Source organism: Ruegeria sp. HKCCD7296 (genome assembly GCF_013110775.1).
In the GTDB taxonomy this organism is placed as follows: domain Bacteria; phylum Pseudomonadota; class Alphaproteobacteria; order Rhodobacterales; family Rhodobacteraceae; genus Ruegeria.
Window position 1 is genome coordinate 13,650 of record NZ_WVRF01000004.1, and the last position, 20,744, is coordinate 34,393.

General features: G+C 55.9%; 17 protein-coding genes. 14 read left to right on the top strand and 3 right to left on the bottom strand.

The genetic code is table 11. The features are described from left to right. From GS632_RS07330 to GS632_RS07345, 4 genes are all read left to right on the top strand, one after another. Positions 1-783, top strand: a complete 783-nt coding sequence (locus GS632_RS07330; RefSeq protein ID WP_171177009.1) for a PP2C family serine/threonine-protein phosphatase — start codon at positions 1-3, stop codon at positions 781-783. Positions 784-804: 21 nt separating this feature from the next. Continuing rightward, entirely contained in the window at positions 805-2,067 is a 1,263-nt protein-coding gene (locus GS632_RS07335) for a transporter substrate-binding domain-containing protein (protein ID WP_171235141.1), read from the top strand. 43 nt (positions 2,068-2,110) lie between these two features. Next, positions 2,111-3,217 carry a transporter substrate-binding domain-containing protein gene (locus tag GS632_RS07340; RefSeq protein ID WP_171177005.1) on the top strand — a complete coding sequence of 369 codons (1,107 nt, stop codon included), beginning with the start codon at positions 2,111-2,113 and terminating at the stop codon, positions 3,215-3,217. A gap of 236 nt (positions 3,218-3,453) precedes the next feature. Next, positions 3,454-4,443, top strand: a complete 990-nt coding sequence (locus GS632_RS07345; protein ID WP_348540078.1) for a glycosyltransferase family 2 protein — start codon at positions 3,454-3,456, stop codon at positions 4,441-4,443. Between the two features lie 489 nt (positions 4,444-4,932). Here the strand turns inward: GS632_RS07345 and GS632_RS07350 are convergent, their stop codons facing one another. The 3 genes from GS632_RS07350 to GS632_RS07360 all read right to left on the bottom strand — a co-directional run bounded on the left by GS632_RS07350 (position 4,933) and on the right by GS632_RS07360 (position 9,327). Then, a complete protein-coding gene (locus GS632_RS07350) occupies positions 4,933-7,146 on the bottom strand; it encodes an NADP-dependent isocitrate dehydrogenase (RefSeq protein WP_171177000.1) in 2,214 nt (737 codons plus the stop codon). A 319-nt stretch (positions 7,147-7,465) separates the two neighbouring features. Further along, positions 7,466-8,524, bottom strand: a complete 1,059-nt coding sequence (locus GS632_RS07355; RefSeq protein WP_171176998.1) for an ABC transporter ATP-binding protein — start codon at positions 8,522-8,524, stop codon at positions 7,466-7,468. Continuing rightward, entirely contained in the window at positions 8,521-9,327 is an 807-nt protein-coding gene (locus tag GS632_RS07360) for an IclR family transcriptional regulator (protein WP_171177301.1), read from the bottom strand. The genes GS632_RS07355 and GS632_RS07360 overlap by 4 nt, the downstream gene beginning before the upstream one ends. A 140-nt stretch (positions 9,328-9,467) precedes the next feature. Here GS632_RS07360 and GS632_RS07365 point away from each other — a divergent pair, with 140 nt between their 5' ends. The 10 genes from GS632_RS07365 to GS632_RS07410 all read left to right on the top strand — a co-directional run bounded on the left by GS632_RS07365 (position 9,468) and on the right by GS632_RS07410 (position 20,724). Next, on the top strand, positions 9,468-10,727 hold the full coding sequence (locus GS632_RS07365) for an ABC transporter substrate-binding protein (protein WP_171176996.1): 1,260 nt from the start codon (positions 9,468-9,470) through the stop codon (positions 10,725-10,727). 93 nt (positions 10,728-10,820) lie between these two features. Then, positions 10,821-11,747, top strand: a complete 927-nt coding sequence (locus GS632_RS07370) for a carbohydrate ABC transporter permease (RefSeq protein ID WP_171176994.1) — start codon at positions 10,821-10,823, stop codon at positions 11,745-11,747. 1 nt (position 11,748) lies between these two features. After that, positions 11,749-12,597 (top strand): carbohydrate ABC transporter permease, encoded by an 849-nt coding sequence (locus tag GS632_RS07375; RefSeq protein WP_171176992.1) that lies wholly within the window; start codon positions 11,749-11,751, stop codon positions 12,595-12,597. Between the two features lie 22 nt (positions 12,598-12,619). Further along, entirely contained in the window at positions 12,620-13,960 is a 1,341-nt protein-coding gene (locus GS632_RS07380) for an alpha-glucosidase/alpha-galactosidase (protein ID WP_171176990.1), read from the top strand. A 26-nt stretch (positions 13,961-13,986) separates the two neighbouring features. Beyond that, positions 13,987-15,696 carry an IlvD/Edd family dehydratase gene (locus GS632_RS07385; RefSeq protein WP_171176988.1) on the top strand — a complete coding sequence of 570 codons (1,710 nt, stop codon included), beginning with the start codon at positions 13,987-13,989 and terminating at the stop codon, positions 15,694-15,696. After that, a complete protein-coding gene (locus tag GS632_RS07390; RefSeq protein WP_171721329.1) occupies positions 15,696-16,460 on the top strand; it encodes an SDR family NAD(P)-dependent oxidoreductase in 765 nt (254 codons plus the stop codon). The genes GS632_RS07385 and GS632_RS07390 overlap by 1 nt, the downstream gene beginning before the upstream one ends. Positions 16,461-16,464: 4 nt before the next feature. Beyond that, complete coding sequence (locus GS632_RS07395) at positions 16,465-17,352, top strand: 2-dehydro-3-deoxygalactonokinase (protein WP_171176984.1); 888 nt, start codon at positions 16,465-16,467, stop codon at positions 17,350-17,352. Beyond that, complete coding sequence (locus GS632_RS07400) at positions 17,349-17,954, top strand: 2-dehydro-3-deoxy-6-phosphogalactonate aldolase (protein ID WP_171176982.1); 606 nt, start codon at positions 17,349-17,351, stop codon at positions 17,952-17,954. The genes GS632_RS07395 and GS632_RS07400 overlap by 4 nt, the downstream gene beginning before the upstream one ends. Beyond that, positions 17,951-18,811 (top strand): SMP-30/gluconolactonase/LRE family protein, encoded by an 861-nt coding sequence (locus GS632_RS07405; protein ID WP_171176980.1) that lies wholly within the window; start codon positions 17,951-17,953, stop codon positions 18,809-18,811. The genes GS632_RS07400 and GS632_RS07405 overlap by 4 nt, the downstream gene beginning before the upstream one ends. Next, the gene (locus GS632_RS07410; protein WP_171721328.1) at positions 18,808-20,724 is read left to right on the top strand and encodes a beta-galactosidase; all 1,917 of its coding nucleotides are present in this window, start codon (positions 18,808-18,810) and stop codon (positions 20,722-20,724) included. Before GS632_RS07405 ends, GS632_RS07410 begins: the two co-directional genes overlap by 4 nt. Positions 20,725-20,744 lie beyond the last annotated feature (20 nt).

Consider the following 20,744-nt stretch of genomic DNA (forward strand, 5'->3'; position numbering starts at 1 on the left):
ATGCTGGCGACTCCGGCATATGATGTGGCGCTGATCCTGCACCAGGGTCAGCGAGAGACGCAGGAAGACGCCATTGCTGCGCGCATGTTCGACGCGTCGGATGCGGGCTATGTCGTGATTGCAGACGGTATGGGTGGTCACGATGCAGGCGAAGTCGCTTCTGAGCTGGTGATTTCGGCTTGGCGTGAAGCCCTGGACCCCGAACTTGAAGCGGAAACCCTGAATGAGGGATCCATAGTTGATGCCCTTCCTTTGGCAGCCATGCAAGCAAACGCTGCTATTGCTAACCATAACGAGGCGCAAGAACAGGGTTTCAACATGGGTTCGACCATGTTGGGTGTTCTTCTTTTGGGGCGTCGCGTGTTCTGGATCTCCATCGGGGACAGCCCTCTTTATCTGTTCCGCGAAGGCGCTTTGTCTCAGGTAAATGAAGACCACTCTATGGCGCCCGTGATCGACGCGAAACTCGCTGCGGGAGAGATCACTGAATCAGAGGCACAGGATATGGATCGCAACCAGCTGACCTCGGTCATAATGGGGGGCGCCATTCCCAAAGTGGATTGCCCCGAGCAACCCATTCTCGTGACACCGGACGATATCCTGATCCTTGGCAGTGACGGTTTGCAATATCTAAGCGATGCCGAAATTCAATCGGTTCTGAGCAAGCACAAACAATCGCTGGCGCAGGAAATCGCCGAGGCGTTGCAATTGGCCGTTCAGGCCAAGGGTGACCCGGATCAGGACAATCTGTCCATCGCAGTCGCGAAACTCACAAGAACATAAACAGGCAAAGCAACAGGACTCATGAAAAAACACCTCATCATATCCAGCCTTGCTCTTGCTGCCGCCACCGGCGCAGCGTCGGCGCAAGAGGCTTGTACCAGCTATGAAATCCAACGCGGGGACAGCCTGCGCGAGTTAGCCATTGAAGTTTATTCGACCGAAGATTTTCGGATCATTTTCGATGCGAACCGGGATGTCATTGGCTCGAACCCAAACATCATCCGGGTGGGCGACGTACTTGAGCTACCGTGTCTTGAGGATATAGGTCGTGCACCTGTCCTTGCCGATACCGAGGCAGAACGCCTAGCCGCGGAAATGGCTGCAGAACTGGTAAAGGCCGCCGAAGAGCGCGCCGAAAAAGCCGTGGCCGAAGCAGAAGCCCGCGTGGCAGCAGCTGAAGCGGAAGCAAAGAAAACCAGTGAAGAAGCAGTTGTTGCAGCACGGGCCGCGGCCAAAGAAGAGATTGAGGCCGCCCGTTCTGAGGCAGCCGCTTTGATCCGGAATGCCGACACCGGCGAGCGTCCGGAAATCCGAGACCGGCAGCTTTTGCTGATCACGGGCGGGAACTATGCACCGTTCACCGATGAAGCGCTGCCCAACCGGGGTCTTTACACCAGCCTGGTGGAAACAGCCATGCTGCGTGCCGCACCGGAACAATCCTACAAGATCCAGTTTGTGAACGACTGGTCATCACATTTGGACCTGTTGATGCCCACGCTGGCTTTCGACGGCACTTTCCCCTGGTCGCGCCCAAACTGCGAAGAGGCAGAAGCCTTGTCCGAAAGCGATCGCACACGGTGTGAAACCTACAATTTCTCGAACCCGTTTTATGAAGTTGTGGACACATTCTTTGCGCTTGACGGATCGGGCTATGAACAAGCGTTCAGCTATGCGGACTTTGCAGGTACAACGATTTGCCGCCCGGAAGGCTGGTCAACATCCCACATGGATTCTGTCAGCCTATATGAACCGATCATCAAGCTTTTGCGCCCTGTTTCGCCCGATGATTGCTTTCACGCAGTAATAGAAGGTCGCGCGGACATCGTTGCAATCGAAGCGCATCTGGCGGTCGAGGCGATCTCGCGGCTGGGATACGAACACCGGATAATCGAAAACCCGAACCTGGCGGCAATCAAGTCACTTAACGTCATGACCCACAAAGATAATCCTGACGGGGAAGCGATCCTTGAGACGCTGAATCAGGGTCTGGCAATCATGCAGCAATCCGGAGAATGGCGCGACATCGTGTCGACCGCTCTGCGGCATCAAATGGAAAACGGATAAGGCCCCAACTGGCCTGGCAAAACTAAGTCTGGAGGACGTGGACATGTTTGAATTCAACCTTAAGAAAGTGGCGATGTCGGCGAGTGCCGTCACGGCTCTGAGTGCGGGTGCAGCAGCGGCGCAAGAAGCCTGTACAAATTACACCGTTGCAGATGGTGACACGATGGCGACCATTGCAATTGCAGCCTATGGCACCTCGAACTATCAGCCGATCTTCAACGCGAACCGCAACATCATCAACAACCCGAACGCACTTGAGCCCGGTTTGGTTTTGGCATTGCCTTGTGAAGATGGCAGCCTGCCAAACGGCCAATCCGCGCAGGAAATCATCGCAGCAGAAGAACAGCGGGCGGCCAGCGTCAAGCGTTCGAACGTCTACGCTCCGCCGATCAAGATGGTTGCCGGTAACGGCTGGGAACCGTTTACAACTGAGAATCTTAGCGGTGGCGGCATCATGACTCGTCTGGCTACCACTAGCCTCCAACGCGCGGGTAACCAACGCGATTATTCGGTCAGTTTTGTTGATGACTGGAGCTCGCACCTTGATACCCTGTTGCCACTTGGTGCGTTTGACATCTCTATCGCTTGGACTGTCCCGGATTGCACAAACCGTACATACGAATGGTCAGCCGAAACAACCGCGCGTTGTACCCAGTTTGTTGCGTCGGTGCCAGTCTACGACGTTGTCGGCGGCTTCTTTACTCTGCCGGAAAGCCAGTATGCAAGCGCTACGGATTTCAGCGATCTTGAAGGTTCCACCATCTGCCGGATGGCAGGTTGGAGCATGGTTGTTCTGGAAGAAGTCGGTTTGAACCGTGAGAATACAACTGTCGTCCAGCCGAATTCCGCGCGTGAATGCCTGGATGCGGTTTTGACCGGCACGGCTGATGTGGCCGCGTTCGAGGTTGATCTATTCGCATCCACGATGAACGATATGGGCTTGACCTCGTCTGATATCATTGAAAACCCATATGTTTCGACACTGTCGTCGATGAGTTTCCTGGCGCATCGTACAAACCCGTTCGCGCGCGAGTATATTGCGATGATGAACAAAGGCCTAAACGAAATGCGTGAGTCCGGTGAATGGTACGCGATTATTTCGGACTCGCTGCGTGAACAAAATGCAAAACTGAACGCAGCTTCGAACTGATCCCTCGGTTCAGCTGAAACTATGGGCCGGTCTACGCACCGGCCCTTTTTTCTTGCCTGAGCGTACATGATTTTGTCGTAGGACAAATTTTGGCCGTTTATCTGCTGCATAATCGCCTCATCAGCATTTCAGTCTAAGGCTGAAGCGCAATCATCAATCCCTTGATGGGATAGCAAGAGCATGGGTCACGCATGATACAAGGTGCCTTGGATCTCAGGAAAAGATCGGTGACACCGGTGAACAGACCGGACTTGGAAATTGCCGTGATCTTGCCATGCTATAACGAGGCGATTGCCATCGGCGAAACCGTCAAGCAGTTTCGCGCAGCCCTACCGGATGCAGTTATCTATGTCTTTGACAACAATTCTACGGACGACTCTGTCAGGATTGCAGAAGAAGCCGGTGCACTGGTCTTTTCAGAACCGTATCAGGGCAAAGGCAACGTTGTGCGCAGAATGTTTGCTGATGTTGACGCCGATGTCTATGTCATGGCGGATGGCGATGCGACTTACGACAGCTCGGCTGCACCGGAACTGATCAACCTTTTGGTGTCAAAGAACCTGGACATGGTTAACGGCGCGCGGGTGAACGACGAAACGGACGCATACCGCCCGGGCCACAAATTTGGAAACGCCGTGTTCAGCGGGCTCGTGAAGTTTTTCTTCAAAAGCAAAATCAACGATTTGCTGTCCGGCTACCGGGTATTCAGCAGACGGTTTGTGAAAAGTTTTCCTGCAGTTTCGAATGGCTTCGAGATTGAAACCGAGCTTACCGTGCATGCGATGCAGATGCGGATGCCGGTTGGTGAAGTTGAAACACACTATTTCTCACGGTTGCCGGACTCGAATTCCAAACTGGCCACTTTTTCGGACGGGTGGCGCATACTCAAGATGATTGGCCTGCTGATCAAAGACGAAAAACCAATCTCGTTTTTCCTGTCTTTGGCCTTGTTGGCATTTTTACCCTCGCTGTTGGTCTTTATTTCGGTTTTCCGCGAGTTTCTGGATACCGGTCTTGTTGACCGGATACCGTCGCTGGTTGTTGCCGTGTCGGGATTTGTCGCATCGATGTTGTTCATTGTTTGCGCCCTTATCATGCAGTCTCTTGCCCTTGCACGGCGAGAGGCGCGGCGTATGTCCTACTTGCAATATGAAGGTGTGGCCGCATCAGGTGCGAACAGGATGCAGTCTTCCCTTGTACAGCCGCAGGCACGCCGTTTCGGCTGAATTACAGCGCACTCCAAAACATTCCCTTGCTCAACCGACCGCGCACAGCCGCAGCTGACGCGAATCTGACAGGATTGGTTTGGTCAGGGTTAATCTCGAGATTTTGGGCTTTGAAAAGCAAAATGACCAGCACCCCAAATGCTGGTCATCTTCTGAGTGAGTGATAGAGCCCAAGGGGCCTCACCAGTGAAATTCTTTGTTGTCACAGGTGTAACTTAGGCTCATTCCAGTTTCTATTGGGGGAATCCCGTAGGTGGATGAGGTATTCTTGTAACCATCTGAAATAATGTACTTAAAATCTCATACAGGAGTACTGTAATGCAGTTTCGTATTCGGTCCAGCACCGTAGATGAAGTCGTTGATCCTCTGCTTAAATCGGCACGTTTATCGATGACCTGTCGTCACAATAATTAAGGGGCCGCACTCTCTGCTGGCCCCTTTTCTTAGCTTACAGAGTAGATGCACGTGCATCTGCTCTGTCGGTACCGATTACCCGATGATCGCGTTCAGTGTCGCACTTGGACGCATTACAGCGGCCGTTTTGGCGGGATCGGTGTGGTAGTATCCGCCCAGATCCGCAGCAACACCCTGAGCCGCAGCCAGTTCCGACAAGATTTTTTCTTCCTTATCGGCTAGGTCTTTGGCCAGGGGCACAAACTCCGCCGCCAGATCAGCATCATCGGATTGCGCTGCCAGAGCTTCTGCCCAGTAGCGCGCGAACCAATAGTGGCTGTCGCGGTTGTCCGGCTGGCCTACTTTGCGGCTGGGCGAGCGGTTGTTGTCCAGAATGCCCTGCGTTGCAGCTTCGGCAGCAGCACCCAGAACACCTGCCTTGGCGTTGCCTTTGCTGTCAGCAAGGAAGTTCAGAGATTCACCAAGCGCACAGAACTCACCCATCGAGTCCCAGCGCAGGTGGTTTTCCTCAACCAACTGCTGCACATGCTTCGGAGCGGACCCTCCTGCCCCGGTTTCAAACAATCCGCCGCCATTCATCAGTTTCACAATCGACAGCATCTTGGCCGAAGTACCCAGTTCGAGGATCGGGAACAGATCGGTCAGATAGTCCCGCAGCACGTTGCCGGTGATGGCAATCGAGTCGTTGCCAGCCGTGATGGTTTCCAGCGATTGACGGGTGGCTTCGCGCGGGGCCATGATCAGGAACTTGTCGGCAACGCCAGCGGCCTCGAGCGCCGGTTTGACGTATTTGATCAGTTCGGCATCATGGGCGCGGTTTGCATCCAGCCAGAAAATCGCCTCGGACCCGGTCAGGCGCTGACGGTCCATCGCCAGTTGGATCCAGTTCTCGATCGGTGCTTTCTTGACGGTGCAAGACCGCCAGATATCACCGGCCTCGACCTCGTGGCTATGCAACGTTTCACCATTCGCAAGAACGATGCGGATCGTACCATCGGCAGGGGCTTGGAACGTGGTCGGGTGCGAGCCATATTCTTCGGCCTTCTGTGCCATCAGGCCGACGTTAGCGACTGCACCTGCGGTCGCTGGGTTTAACGCGCCGTTGGCTTTGAAGAACTTGATGGTTTCGTCATAGACCGGCGCGTAGCAGCGGTCAGGGATCACACAATTGGTGTCACCCTTGGCGCCTGTCTCATCCCAACCCTTGCCGCCTGCACGGATCACGGCAGGCATAGAGGCGTCGATGATCACGTCTGAGGGCACGTGCAGGTTGGTGATACCACGATCCGAGTCGACCATGTACATCGACGGACGATCACCTTTGATCGCATCGATGGCGGCCATGACATCGGCGTTGTCTTTCACACGATCCAACAGGTCGCCCAGGCCCGAATTCGGGTTCACGCCCAGTGCGTCCAATTCGGCACCAAATTGCTCAAACACCGGGGCCAGCCACGCTTTGACGGCATAGCCGAAGATGATCGGGTCGCTGACCTTCATCATCGTCGCCTTCATGTGCAGCGAGAACATGGTGCCGTCTTTCTTGGTGTCCTCGATAGCGTCGGCAAGGAAAGAAGACAAAGCCTTGACCGACATGAAGGTCGCGTCGGCCACAGTGCCTTCTTCCAGCGGCCAGGCGTCTTTCAGAACGGTGATGCTGCCGTCTTTGCCGACAAACTCGATATTTGCGTTGCCGGCCTGAGCAGCGGAAATGGTCGCGGACTTTTCGTTGGCATAAAAGTCGTTGCCGGTCATGGACGACACTTTGGTTTTGCTGTCCGAAGCCCATTCACCCATCGAATGGGGGTTCTTCTGGGCATAGTTCTTAACCGCACGCGCCGCTCGACGGTCGCTGTTGCCCTCTCGCAGAACCGGGTTCACGGCCGAGCCCTTGATCGCGTCATACCGCGCGCGGATTGCTTTTTCTTCTTCTGTGGCCGGTTCTTCAGGATAGGCAGGAATGTCATAGCCTTGCGACTGAAGCTCTTCGATGGCGGCAACCAGCTGCGGAACCGAGGCCGAGATATTCGGCAGCTTGATGACATTGGCATCCGGTGTTTTCACCAGGTCACCCAACGCGGCGAGATCATCGGTAATGCGCTGCGCATCTGTCAGCTTCTCAGGGAAAGTTGCCAGAATGCGCCCAGCCAGTGAAATGTCCTTGGTGCCAACGCTGACGCCCGCAGCAGATGCGAACTTGCGGATGATGGGCAGGAACGAGGCGCTGGCCAGCTCGGGCGCTTCGTCTACAATGGTATACAATATGTCGAAGTTCGATTTATCTGCCATATTCTTTTACCTTTTTTAAGCCTTTCGGGGCGTGCGATCTAAGAGTTAAGGGCCGCAAAAGCGCGGCGCGGGAGGGGCGCGATCACGATACCGCCCCTGGGTGACTCTGTTTTGACAGGGCTTCCCTTAAATCAGGTTTGGCTTGGAATCAATCGCCTACAGGCGCGCGTTTTGCCACGGGTCAGATTTGAGTGTCGTGAGTTTCGTACGGCAAAACGTTCCAAACGTTCGCCATTAGTTGCTCTGCTTTGAAGCACGCAACACTATTCAGCGGTACTTTGCGCATGCGCAACCAAACTCTCGGTCCAGGTCCAGCGGATTACCGAAACCTCTGCCCTGTTTCGGGGTCGAACACCATAGCGCGGTCAGGTTGGATCGAGATACCAATCCGTTCGCCTGTTTTGCTGCGTTGATCATCCCGTTCCTCGACAATCAGCTTGTCGCCATTTGGGGTGAGGAGATACGAGTAGGAAACGCCCCCAAGCGCTTCGGTCAGGTCCACGGTGCAAGTGTCTGCCGCGCGATCAATCTGAATATGTTCCGGGCGCATCCCCAAAGTAACTTTTACCTGTCCGGCCGGAATCGTTGCCGAAATCGGCAGCGGTTGCGCCAGTGCGGGATGTGTGACGTGCCCATCGGCATAGTCGCAGTCTAAAAAGTTCATCGCGGGTGAGCCAATGAAACCGGCCACAAATCGGTTGTCGGGATCGCGGTACAGATCCATCGGGGCACCCACCTGCTCGATTCGACCATCGCGCAGAACAACGATCTTGTCGGCCATGGTCATTGCTTCGACCTGATCGTGGGTCACATAGATCATGGTCGCGCCGATTTCCTGATGCAGACGCGCGATTTCGACCCGCATCTCGACCCGCAATTCGGCGTCGAGATTCGACAAAGGTTCATCGAACAGAAAAACCTCGGGCCCGCGAACAATGGCCCGACCGATTGCAACCCTCTGCCGTTGGCCCCCTGACAGAGCCTTGGGTTTGCGCTTGAGGTATTGATCCAGCTTCAGAATGTTCGATGCTTCCTGAACCTTCTTTTCAATCTCGGGTTTTGCAACACCGTTCATGCGCAGGCCGAACCCCATGTTTTCGGCGACCGTCATGTGCGGATAAAGCGCGTAGGTTTGAAACACCATCGCGACCCCACGTTTTGCAGGGTCCATATGCGTGACGTCCCGCGCACCTATGTGAATCTGACCTTCTGACGTTTCTTCAAGCCCGGCGATCATGCGCAGCAAGGTGGACTTGCCGCATCCAGAAGGGCCAACAAAGACGCAGAATTCACCGTCGTCGATCTGCAGGTCGATCCCGTGAATGACCTGTGTCTGACCATACCGCTTGATCGCCTGGTTCAGAGTTACTCCCGTCATGTCGCTTGCATCCTGTCATTGCTGTGGTTTGGGTCCGTTTCGGGAAAGCGCCATGCCTGCGCCTCGGCCCCGATCTGTTCGGCCACGCGGCGTAGACGCGGCACCCAGGCTTCGAGTTGTTTGAAATCCATCCGTTCCGTCGAGCCTGTCACGGAAATCGCGCCCAGCATTCGACTGTTGGACGTCAGAACCGGGCAGGCGATACAGATGATACCGGGTTCGTGTTCTTCATCATCAACAGCGAACCCGCGGTTGCGTATCCGTTCGAGGTCGTCGCGCAGCGCCTGTTCCGAGGTGAGGGTCTTGTCAGTGAAGCGGTGATAGCTTTGTTGGGAAAGGACCCTGTTCAGCGCCTCCTCCCCCAAAAACGCCATCATCGCCTTGCCAACCCCGGTGCAGTAGGCGGGCCCGACTTTGCCGGCTTGCGAATACATCTCAATGGGCTGCGCAGCGTTGCGTTTGTCGACGTACAGAACCTGGCCTGAGTCGAGCTGCGCCAAATGTACAGTTTCACCTGTTTCCCGGCTCAACGCGTCAAGGAATGGGCGTGCTATTGGGGCCAGAGAGCTTTGAGTCCACGCGGCATGGGCAAGGCGAACCAACCTCATACCAGGCGCATAGGTTTGTCTGTCCGGGTCGTAAGACAACATTCCCTGATTCGTCAGGGATTGAAGGAACCGGTAGAGCGTTGCCTTGGGAAAGGCACTGCTGTCCAGCAGTTCAGAAAACCGCACAGGGCGTTGAAATGCCGCGACGTGATCCAGCACGTCACATGCTTTGCCTATGGTTCCATCACCTGACACGGGCTTGCATTCTCCTCCGTTTTCCATCGCTTCTTCTCGATGGGTCTTGACAAGACTAACCGAGTCGATGTGTAGTTTTCAATATATAAAACTTGGTTTCAATATTTGGAACCTCACATGGGAGCAACAGGGAGGAGACCATGTATTCCACTTTCAAGCGCACAACGGCTGCGCTGGCGCTTGGCGTCGCAATGGCGGCGCCAGCAGCTGCGGAACTGACCGGAGAGCTGCGCATTTTCCTGGACACGTCAAACCCGGCGCCGCGTGCGACGATGGAAGCGATGATCGAGCGGTTTGCGGAACAGCATCCAGGTTTGGAAATCGAAACCACCGTGATCGACCGCGAAGCTTATAAAACGCAGATTCGCAATTTCCTCACGGCCGATACTCCGGACGTGGCCACTTGGTACGCAGCCAATCGCATGAAGCCGTATGTTGAGGCAGGCCTGTTTGAAGACGTATCAGACCTGTGGGCCGAGCCTGAAATTGCCGAGAACCTGGCTTCGACCAAAGGCGCGATGACCATCGATGGCAAGCAGTGGGGTGTACCGTACACCTACTATCAGTGGGGCGTTTACTATCGCAAAGACATCTTTGATGAGCTGGGCCTGAGCGAACCGACGACTTGGGAAGAAGAACTGTCCAACTGCCAGAAGATCGTCGATTCAGGTCGCGCCTGCTATACCATCGGCACCAAGTTCCTGTGGACCGCCGGTGGCTGGTTCGACTACCTGAACATGCGCACCAACGGGTTTGACTTCCACAACCAACTCGCCAATGGCGAAATCAGCTGGGAAGATGATCGAGTCAAACAGACCTTCGCCAACTGGAAACAGCTGATCGACATGGGTGCGTTCATCGACAACCATCAGACCTATAGCTGGCAAGAGGCCCTGCCCTTTATGGTCAATGGCGAAGCCGCTGCTTACCTGATGGGCAACTTCGCCGTTGCGCCGTTGCGTGATGCCGGTCTGACGGATGATCAGCTGGACTTCTACCAGTTCGTTTCGATCAATCCCGACGTCGAATTGGCCGAAGACGCTCCGACAGACACGTTCCACATCCCGGCCAATGCGTCCAACAAAGAAGCCGCGCGTGAGTTCCTGCGCTTTGTGGTTTCGGCAGACGAGCAAACCGAGATCAACAATGGTGCAAACCTAGGTCAGCTGCCTGTGAACGCGCAGTCTTCGGTGGATGACGACAAGTTCCTGCAGCAGGGCTTCCAAATGCTGTCATCAAACAGCCCCGGCGGTGTCGCTCAATTCTGGGACCGCGATGCTCCGGCTGAAATGGCCAAAGTTTCGATGGAAGGTTTCCAGGAATTTATGGTCAAGCCGGACAATGCTGATCGTATTCTGGCGAAACTGGAACGCGCCCGTCAGCGCATCTACGACAACTAAGCGGATCGGGCCGGGCTAATTGCCCGGCCTACCTATCCCCTGAAATGTAGGACGGACTTCAGCCCGCCACCCCTTATCACCCGGAACACCGTCATGACCGTTGCCGCCGACATCCCAGAACAAGAAAGCTGGTTTCACCGCAACCAGCAGCGAATTGCGCCGTGGTTGTTCCTGGCGCCGGGTCTGCTGTTCTTCATGGTCTATGTGATCATCCCGGTATTCCAATCCTTCAACCTGTCCCTTTACGAATGGGACGGTTTGGGCGCAGCCGAATATGTCGGGTTCCGGAATTACGAAGACCTGTATTGGGAATGGGTGGATCGGGATGCTTTTTTCATCTCGTTGAAAAACAACCTGATCTGGCTGATCCTTTATCTTCTGGCGATTCCGGCGGGCCTGTTCATCGCATTATTCCTAAACCAGACGGTTTGGGGCATCCGCCTGTACAAATCCCTGTTCTTCTTCCCGTTCGTAATCTCTCAGGTGGTCGTGGGCCTTGTATTTACGTGGTTTTATGACCCGACCTTCGGGCTCTTGAACGAATTCCTTGGTTTCTTAGGCCTTGGCCCGCTGAATGTGCTGGGCGACGAACGGTTCGTCACCTATGGCATCATCTTCGCCGGTCTTTGGCCGCAAACCGCATATTGCATGATACTGTATCTGACGGGCTTGAACGCTGTGGATCCGGAACAGATTGAGGCCGGGCGATTGGACGGTGCAAAAGGGTGGAGAATGCTGTGGCACATCATCCTGCCACAACTACGCCCCGCCACCTTCATCGCATTTGTTGTTACAATCATCGGCGCTTTGCGCAGCTTCGACCTGATCTCGATCATGACCCAAGGCGGACCCTTCGGATCATCTAGGGTGCTGGCCTACTACATGTTCGAGGTTGCCCTGTCCGAATACGGCTTCCGCATGGGATATGGCGCTGCAATCGCAGTGATCCTGTTCCTCATCATGCTCTGCTTCATCGCCTACTTCCTGTGGTCGATGTACCGCGAAGAAAAGGGGCACTGAGATGTTTCCCAAACCCATCGAAAAACAACCCCGAGCGGCGCAGATCACCTATCAGGCCATGCTGCCGCTGGCCTTGTTGCTATGGCTGGGTCCACTGCTGGCGGTTGCCCTGTTTTCGGTCAAGCCCGCCGCGGATTTCACAAACGCCAATTACTGGGGATTGCCATCAAGCTTTGAAGGTGCGTTCAACTATGGGCAGGTATTCTTCAACTCGGACATGCCGCGCTATCTGTTGAACTCGTTCATGATCACCATCCCAACTGTGATCGGAGCCGTCGCGCTTAGCTGCATGACCGGGTTCGCGTTGGGGATCTACAAGTTCAAATCGAACCTCTGGATCTTTTTCATGTTTGTCGCGGGCAACTTCGTACCCTTCCAGATTCTGATGGTACCCGTACGCGACCTCACCCTTGAACTTGGTCTCTACAACACAAAAACCGGCCTTGTCCTGTTCCACATCGCGTTCCAGACCGGGTTCTGCACCCTGTTCATGCGGAACTTCATTCGCGCCCTGCCCTTCGAGTTGATCGAAGCTGCTCGGGTGGAAGGCATTAGCGAATGGCGAATATTCTGGTACGTCGTGCTGCCATTGATGAAACCGGCAATTGCAGCGCTTAGCGTGCTGATTTTTACCTTTATCTGGAACGACTATTTTTGGGCCGTCGTGCTGACCCAAGGCGCTGAAAGCCAGCCTGTCACCGCAGGAATCACCAGCTTTAACGCGCAGTTCAGGGCAGCCTATCAGTTAATGAGTGCAGGCTCGATCGTTGCAGCTTTACCGCCGGTTGCCATGTTCTTCTTGATGCAGAAACACTTTATCGCGGGCCTGACCCTCGGTGCCGTAAAATAACGTCAAACCAAGAGTTTGTAAGATGACAAAGATCACCTTTATCGGGGCTGGTTCCACGATCTTCATGCAGAACATCGTAGGTGACGCCCTGCTGACCCCTGCATTGGCCAACAGCCAATTTGCACTGATGGACATAGACCCCGAGCGGCTTGCCGAAAGCGAAGCTGTAGCTCGCGCTATGATCCAGTCGGTCGGTACAGGGGCGACGGTTACAACCCATACTGACCGCCGCGCTGCGTTGGATGGCGCAGATTTTGTCATTACCGCCTTTCAGGTCGGGGGGTATGAGCCCTGCACTGTCACCGATTTCGAAATCCCCAAGCAATATGGCCTGCGCCAGACCATTGCCGACACGCTGGGCGTCGGTGGCATCATGCGCGGGCTGCGCACGGTTCCTGTGTTATGGGACGTAGCACGGGACATGATGCAGCTCTGTCCCAACGCAACACTGCTACAATACGTAAACCCGATGGCGATCAACACCTGGGCCTTGGCCGAGCAATTCCCCAGCCTAAAACATGTTGGTTTGTGCCATTCGGTTCAGAACACGGTCGAGGAACTAGCTCATGATCTGGACCTGCGCAAAGAGGACATCCACTACAAGGTTGCGGGCGTCAATCATGTGGCCTTCTTCCTGAAACTTGAACATCAAAACAGCGATCTCTACCCCGCTTTGAGGCAGGGGTATGCCAATGGCCAAATCCCAAAACCACCCCTGCTGATGCCGCGCTGCCCCAACAAAGTGCGTTACGAAGTAATGGACCACCTGGGCTATTTCTGCACTGAAAGCTCGGAACATCTGGCGGAATACGTCCCGTGGTTCATCAAGGACGGACGCCAGGATCTGATCGAACAGTTTTCGATCCCGCTGGACGAGTACCCAACCCGTTGTGTCGAACAGGTCGCTAACTGGAAAGAACAGGCCAAGACGTTGACCGACGGCCGCGACATTGAAGTCATTCGAAGCCACGAATTCGCGGCCGACCTGATGAACGCCATCGTCACGGATACGCCCTATACAGCCTACGGCAACTTGCCCAACACCGGTCAAATTCCCCAACTTCCACTGGGTGCCGCTGTCGAAACGCCTTGCCTGGTTGACAGTAATGGTGTCCAGCCTTCGGTTGTCACGGACATCCCGCCCCAATTGATCGCGTTGATGCGCAGCCAAATCAATGTGCAGGAACTGACGGTCCGCGCATTGGTCGATCAGAACCCCGAATACATCTATCACGCCGCGATGATGGATCCACACACCGCTGCCGAATTGGACCTTCGTCAAATCCGCAGCCTGGTGAGCGATCTACTGGACGCACATGCAGACTGGTTGCCGGATTGGTGCAAACCCGCCAAAGCCGCCTGACCGCGAGACTAGAAGGCTAACAAAAAATGACAAAAAAGCGCCGCTCATCACATTGGTATGGAAAACTCGACAAGGACGGGTTCATCCATCGTTCGTGGATGAAGAACCAAGGGTTTCCTGACCACGCTTTTGATGGGCGCCCTATCATCGGCATCTGCAACACATGGTCCGAACTGACGCCTTGTAACTCGGGCCTGCGCGATCTGGCCGAAGGCGTCAAACGCGGTGTGTGGGAGGCAGGTGGCTTTCCGGTCGAATTCCCCGTCATGTCACTGGGCGAAACACAGATGAAGCCGACCGCCATGCTGTTCCGCAATCTGCTGGCGATGGATGTCGAAGAAAGCATCCGCGCATACGGAATTGATGGCGTTGTCCTGCTGGGCGGGTGTGACAAGACAACGCCCGGGCAGCTGATGGGCGCAGCCTCGGTCGATTTGCCGTCAATCGTGGTCAGCTCCGGCCCGATGCTCAACGGCAAATATCGCGGGCAGGATATCGGTTCGGGCACCGACGTTTGGAAATTCTCCGAGGCTGTCCGCGCTGGGGAAATGACGCTGCAGGATTTCATGAACGCCGAATCCGGCATGTCTCGCAGCGCGGGGGTTTGTATGACCATGGGGACTGCCAGCACCATGGCCTCGCTGGTTGAGGCGATGGGTATGTCCCTGCCTACCAATGCTGCCCTGCCCGCAGTGGATGCCCGCCGTATGGCGCTGGCACATCTGACCGGCAAACGGATCGTCGAGATGGTGGGCGAAGACCTGAAGCCCTCGGACATCCTGACCAAGGAAGCGTTCGAGAACGCCATTTTGGCGAATGCTGCTGTGGGTGGGTCAACCAATGCTGTGGTCCACCTGTTGGCTCTGGCAGGCCGTGTAGGAGTTGATCTAACGCTCAAGGACTTTGAGATTGGGTCTGAGATTCCTCTACTGGTGAACTGTATGCCTTCGGGCAAATACCTGATGGAGGACTTCTGCTACGCAGGCGGGGTTCCCGTCGTGCTGAACGAGCTTAAACCCTTCCTTCGCCAGGCAAAAACCGTGTTGAACAAGGACATTTCAGCCCATTATGAAGGGGCCGAGTGCTTCAATACGGACGTCATCCGCCCTTTCAACGATCCGGTGAAACCTGCCGCCGGTCTGCGCGTCTTGCGAGGCAACTTGGCGCCCAACGGGGCGATCGTGAAACCATCGGCGGCGACGGATGAATTTCTGGAAACCGAGTCCGAGGCTTACGTTTTTGAAAACATCGAAGACCTGAAAGCCAATATCGACCGAGATGATCTGCTGGTCACACCTGATACTATTCTGGTCCTGAAAGGCTGCGGCCCCAAGGGATATCCCGGCATGCCCGAGGTTGGCAACATGCCGATCCCGGCCAAGCTGGTGAAAGAGGGCGTGCGTGACATGATCCGCATCTCAGACGCGCGCATGTCCGGTACCGCTTATGGCACTGTCATTCTGCATGTCAGCCCCGAAGCGCAAGCCGGTGGTACACTGGCACTGGTGAAAACCGGTGACCGCATTCGTATCTCGGCCAGCAAGGGTGAGATGGAATTACTGGTTGATGAAGCGGAACTGGACGCCCGTCGCGCCGCGTGGCAGCCGGATGAGCCGTATTACTCCCGTGGTTACGCGAAACTTTACATCGACCACGTGCTTCAGGCAGATCAGGGCGCTGATCTTGATTTCCTTGTGGGCAAAGACACTCGCCTTGTAACCAGAGAGAGCCACTGATGCCCCAACTAGCAACATTTCATGACCTGAAAGGGGCGTCTGTCTATATCACGGGCGGAGGCTCGGGCGTCGGCGCGGCGCTGACAGATGGTTTTATGGCTCAGGGGGCCAACGTTGCGTTCATCGGTCGCTCGGACGCCAGCGGGTTTGTTGACGAGATGCGCGACAAGCATGGCCGCGCGCCGCTTTTCATGCAGGGTGACATGACCGATACCGAATTGCTGCACGCAACCATGCGCAAGGCCGCCGACGTACATGGGCCTTTGCATGTACTGGTCAATAACGCGGCCAACGATCAGCGGCACGCCTTGGACGAAACAACGCCAGAGTTCTGGGACTGGATGATCGGGGTCAACTTGAAAGCCTATTACTTCGCCTGTCAGGAAGCCGCCCGGCAGATGAAAGACGGGGGTGCGATCATCAATTTCAGTTCAATCAGCTATATGATGGGCAACGCGGGCTATCCGATCTACACGACGTCAAACGCCGGGATCACGGGCATGACACGCTCTTTGGCGCGCGAGCTTGGGCCACAGAACATCCGGGTCAACGCCCTGGCGCCCGGCTGGGTTCTGACGCAGAAACAGCTGGACATGTGGGCCACGCCCGAAGATTTGGCTGCACATCTGGACCGGCAATGCCTGAAAGAGCATCTGACACCTGAAGACATGATTGCGCCCACCCTGTTTCTGGCGTCTAAGGCCAGCCGCGCGATGACCGGCCAATGCGTGGTCGTTGACGGTGGCGTTGTGGTTACGGGGTGACGTGATGAATACTGAATGGATCGCTGTTGATTGGGGTACATCCCATCTGCGCGCGTGGGCCATGCAGGGGCGCACCGTGCTGGATCAGGCACGGTCTGACGCAGGAATGGCCCGAGTTGGCAAGGATGGGTTTCAGGCGGCGTTGCTTGCGCTTGTTGAAACATGGCTGGCGGATACCCCGGTGGACGTAATCGCGTGCGGTATGGTTGGTGCGCGGCAGGGCTGGGTCGAGGCACCTTATGGCGCAGTTCCAAGCCAACCACTGCCCGACGCGCCAATCCGCGTTCCCGACACCGATCCACGCATCTGTGCCTTTGTCGTGCCCGGTCTGAAACAGATGGCACCGCCGGACGTTATGCGTGGCGAAGAAACGCAGATCGCAGGATTTCTTGCCGCGCGGCAGAATTGGGATGGGGTGATCTGTTTGCCCGGAACGCATACAAAGTGGGTTCAGGTCAGCGCGGGCGAAGTTGTCAGCTTTCGGACATTCATGACGGGAGAGATGTTCGATCTGTTGTCTGGGCAATCGGTGCTGCGACACTCGGTTTGCGAAGGTTGGGATGATAACGCATTTGTGGACGCCGTTGCAGATACCCTGTCCAAGCCCGAACAACTGGCTGCACGCCTATTCGGTCTGCGCGCAGCAGATCTGCTACACGGTCAGGACAAAGGCACCGCTCGGGCGCAGCTTTCGGGGTTGCTGATCGGTGCCGAGCTGGCCGCCACCCGACCCTATTGGTTGGGACAACAGTTGGCCGTGATTGGTGCCGACGGTGTTTCGCAGATTTATGCAACTGCGCTGAAGCAACAAGGTGCGTTTGTCGAAACTGAAAATGCCACTGCGGCGACACTGGCAGGGCTTGCTCTGGCAAAAGACAAGGTGAATTCATGAGCCGTCCCATCATCGCCATTCTTCGTGGGCTTAATCCGTCCGACGCCGAAGCCGTTGGGCGCGTGATACTTGACGCGGGAATCGACCGTATCGAAGTGCCGCTCAACTCACCCGACCCGTTAAATAGTATCGCTATTCTTGCCAGGGTATTCGGGCATCAGGCACTGATCGGAGCAGGCACGGTTTTAACCATCGATCAGGTCAATGCTGTTTCGGATGCCGGGGGTAAACTGATCGTATCGCCAAACTATGATGCCGAGGTCATTGGGCGCACGGTCGCTTTGGGGATGCAAAGCTGGCCGGGTGTTTATACCCCAACCGAAGCGTTCGGGGCACTAAAGGCCGGCGCCACAGGGCTAAAGCTGTTTCCCGGTGTGATGGCAGGACCTGCCGGACTGGCAGCTTTGCGCCCGGTTTTGCCTGACGGTGCGCTGGTGTTTGCCGTGGGTGGTGCGGGCCCTGAGAATTTTGATCAGTGGATCAAGGCCGGGGCAGATGGGTTCGGGATCGGATCGGCGCTATATAAACCTGGCATGGACGTGACCGAGATATCAGACCGCGCCCGCCAGATCGTTGCCGCCTATGACAAGGCGGTGGGATGAGCACTGTTTTCGATGATCGCCCCTGTGAATTGGGTGAAGGGCCTTTGTGGCATCCCGAACGGCAACAGTTGTATTGGTTCGACATCATCGGCAAACGCCTGATGACCCGTAGCGCACAAGGGCCGCAGAGCTGGGCATTTGAAGAATATGTCTCTGCTGCAGGATGGGTGGACCACGATACGCTGCTGCTGGCGTCGGAAACCGGGCTTTGGCGTTTTGACTTGACCACTGCGGACTGCAGCCTGATCACACCGTTGGAGGCAGATAACTCAGTCACCCGCTCTAACGACGGTCGGGCCGACCCTTGGGGTGGCTTCTGGATCGGAACGATGGGAAAGCATGCGGAACCAGCAGCCGGATCGATCTATCGGTTCTGGAAAGGCGCGTTGAGGCGTCTGGTTGCGGATGTGACAATCTCAAACGCGATCTGTTTTGCTCCGGATCGGTCGGTTGCCTATTTTTGCGATACCGTGACAGGGCAGGTTCGGCGTTGGAAGCTGGACGCGGAAACCGGGTGGCCTGAAGGGGATCATTCGGTCTTTCTGGATCTTCGGGCGGAAGGGTTGAACCCCGACGGCGCTGTGGTTGATGCAGCTGGAAACATCTGGATTGCCCAATGGGGTGCGAGCCGGGTTGCCTGTTATACATCTGAGGGACAATTCCTGCGTGCCGTTTCTTACGACGCGGCGCATACATCCTGCCCGGCCTTTGGCGGCAGTGATCTGAGCACCCTTTTCTGCACAACAGCGCGTCAGGGGTTAAGTGCCGACGAAATCGAAGCGCAACCAAACAACGGAAAGACCTTTGCCGCGCTAAATGTCGGGCGGGGTCAGGCAGAACACAGGGTCATTTTATGAAGCCGGAACTTGGCGTTTGCTACTATCCCGAACACTGGCCCGAGGCGATGTGGGCGGAGGACGCAGCGCGCATAATCACCACCGGTCTGACCTGGGTTCGGATCGGTGAGTTTGCCTGGAGCCGTATGGAACCTCAGCCGGGTAATCTGCAACTCGATTGGCTGGACCGTGCGATCGAAACACTTGGGTCCGCCGGGTTGAAGGTTGTGCTGGGTACGCCAACGGCGACACCGCCCCGCTGGATGATCGACAAACACCCGGATATGCTTGCAGTGGATGAACTCGGGGCCCCGCGCAAGTTTGGGTCGCGGCGACATTATTGCTTTAGTCACCAAGGCTATATCGACGAATGTTCACGCATCGCCCGCATCATGGGCGAACGGTATGGTCGTAATCCGCAGGTGGCAGCATGGCAGATCGACAACGAATACGGGTGTCATGACACAACGGTCAGCTACAGTGCCCCTGCCCTCCGCGCCTTCCAACAGTGGTTGGCAGTTCAATATGGCACCGTCGAAGCGCTGAATACAGCATGGGGCAATGTGTTCTGGTCAATGGAATATGCCAGTTTTGACGAGATTGACCTACCCAATCAAACCGTAACCGAACCGAACCCGGCTCATGTGTTGGCGTTCCGACGGTTCAGCTCAGATCAGGTTGTGGCTTTCAACAAAGCTCAGGTTGAGGTTTTGCGGCAGCTGACCGACGCGCCACTGCTGCACAATTACATGGGCCGGGTTCTGGATTTCGATCACTTCGAGGTCGGCGCAGATTTGGATATTGCCACCTGGGACAGTTATCCAATTGGATTTTTGTCGGATCGGCTGGAAGATGACGATGCGCAAAAGATCGCCTTTCTGCAACAAGGCGACCCGGATATGCAGGCGTTTCATCACGACCTGTACCGGGCCGTCGGGCGCGGACGTTGGTGGGTGATGGAACAGCAACCCGGTCCTGTGAATTGGGCACCTTATAACCCAGCGCCCCTTCCCGGAATGGTACGGCTGTGGTCTCTGGAGGCCGTTGCTCATGGCGCTGAAGTGGTGAGCTATTTTCGTTGGCGACAAGCCCCCTTCGCGCAAGAGCAGATGCACGCAGGCTTGTTGACGTCAAACAACCGTCCTGCACCTGCATTGACTGAAGCGCGTCAAACCGCGGATACACTGTCGGAACTGGGTGACGTCCGGCAGTCGCAAGCCAAAGTGGCTATTTTGTTCGAATATGCGTCGGACTGGGCATGGTCCACTCAGCCGCAGGGGGCCGGGTTTGATTACTTCCGACTGGTCTTTGCGGCGTATCGCGCGCTGCGACGCGCAGGGTTGTCGGTGGATTTTGTATCTACCCATGACCTCTCAGGACATTACGATCTGATCCTTGCACCGGGGCTGGCGACACTTGATCAGGATTTGGAGCGCCGTCTGAAATCGGCGTGTAACCTCGCCATCCTTGGCCCCCGAAGCGGAGCCATTACCCGTGATTTCCAAATTCCCGAGAATGGCCGCCCCGGATTGAGCGCATTGGACTGTGACGTCGATCTGGTCGAAACGCTTCCTCCGACGGTTGAGCGACCTGTTAATGGCGGTGGCGCAGCCCTTCATTGGGTTGATCGACTGTCGGGTTCAGCCACCGATTTGCTGAACTTCGAAGATGGGGCAGCCGCGCTCAAGGGGGAAAACGGGCTTTGGTATCTGGCGGGATTTCCTGATGAACAGCTTTGGGATCGGGTCATTGCGATGGCGGCAAAGCAAACAGGATTGATCGTGCAAGCCATGCCACAAGGCTTGCGGATGCGCGAGACAGCTGATCATGTGTTCCTGATCAACTACAATGCAAGCCCGGTGATCTGGAAGGGTCAAACTGTTCAAGGCTGCGATGTCGCCATCCTGAAACGCAATCCGCCCGGACAGGGCTGATCCTGATCCGGGCGGATGCC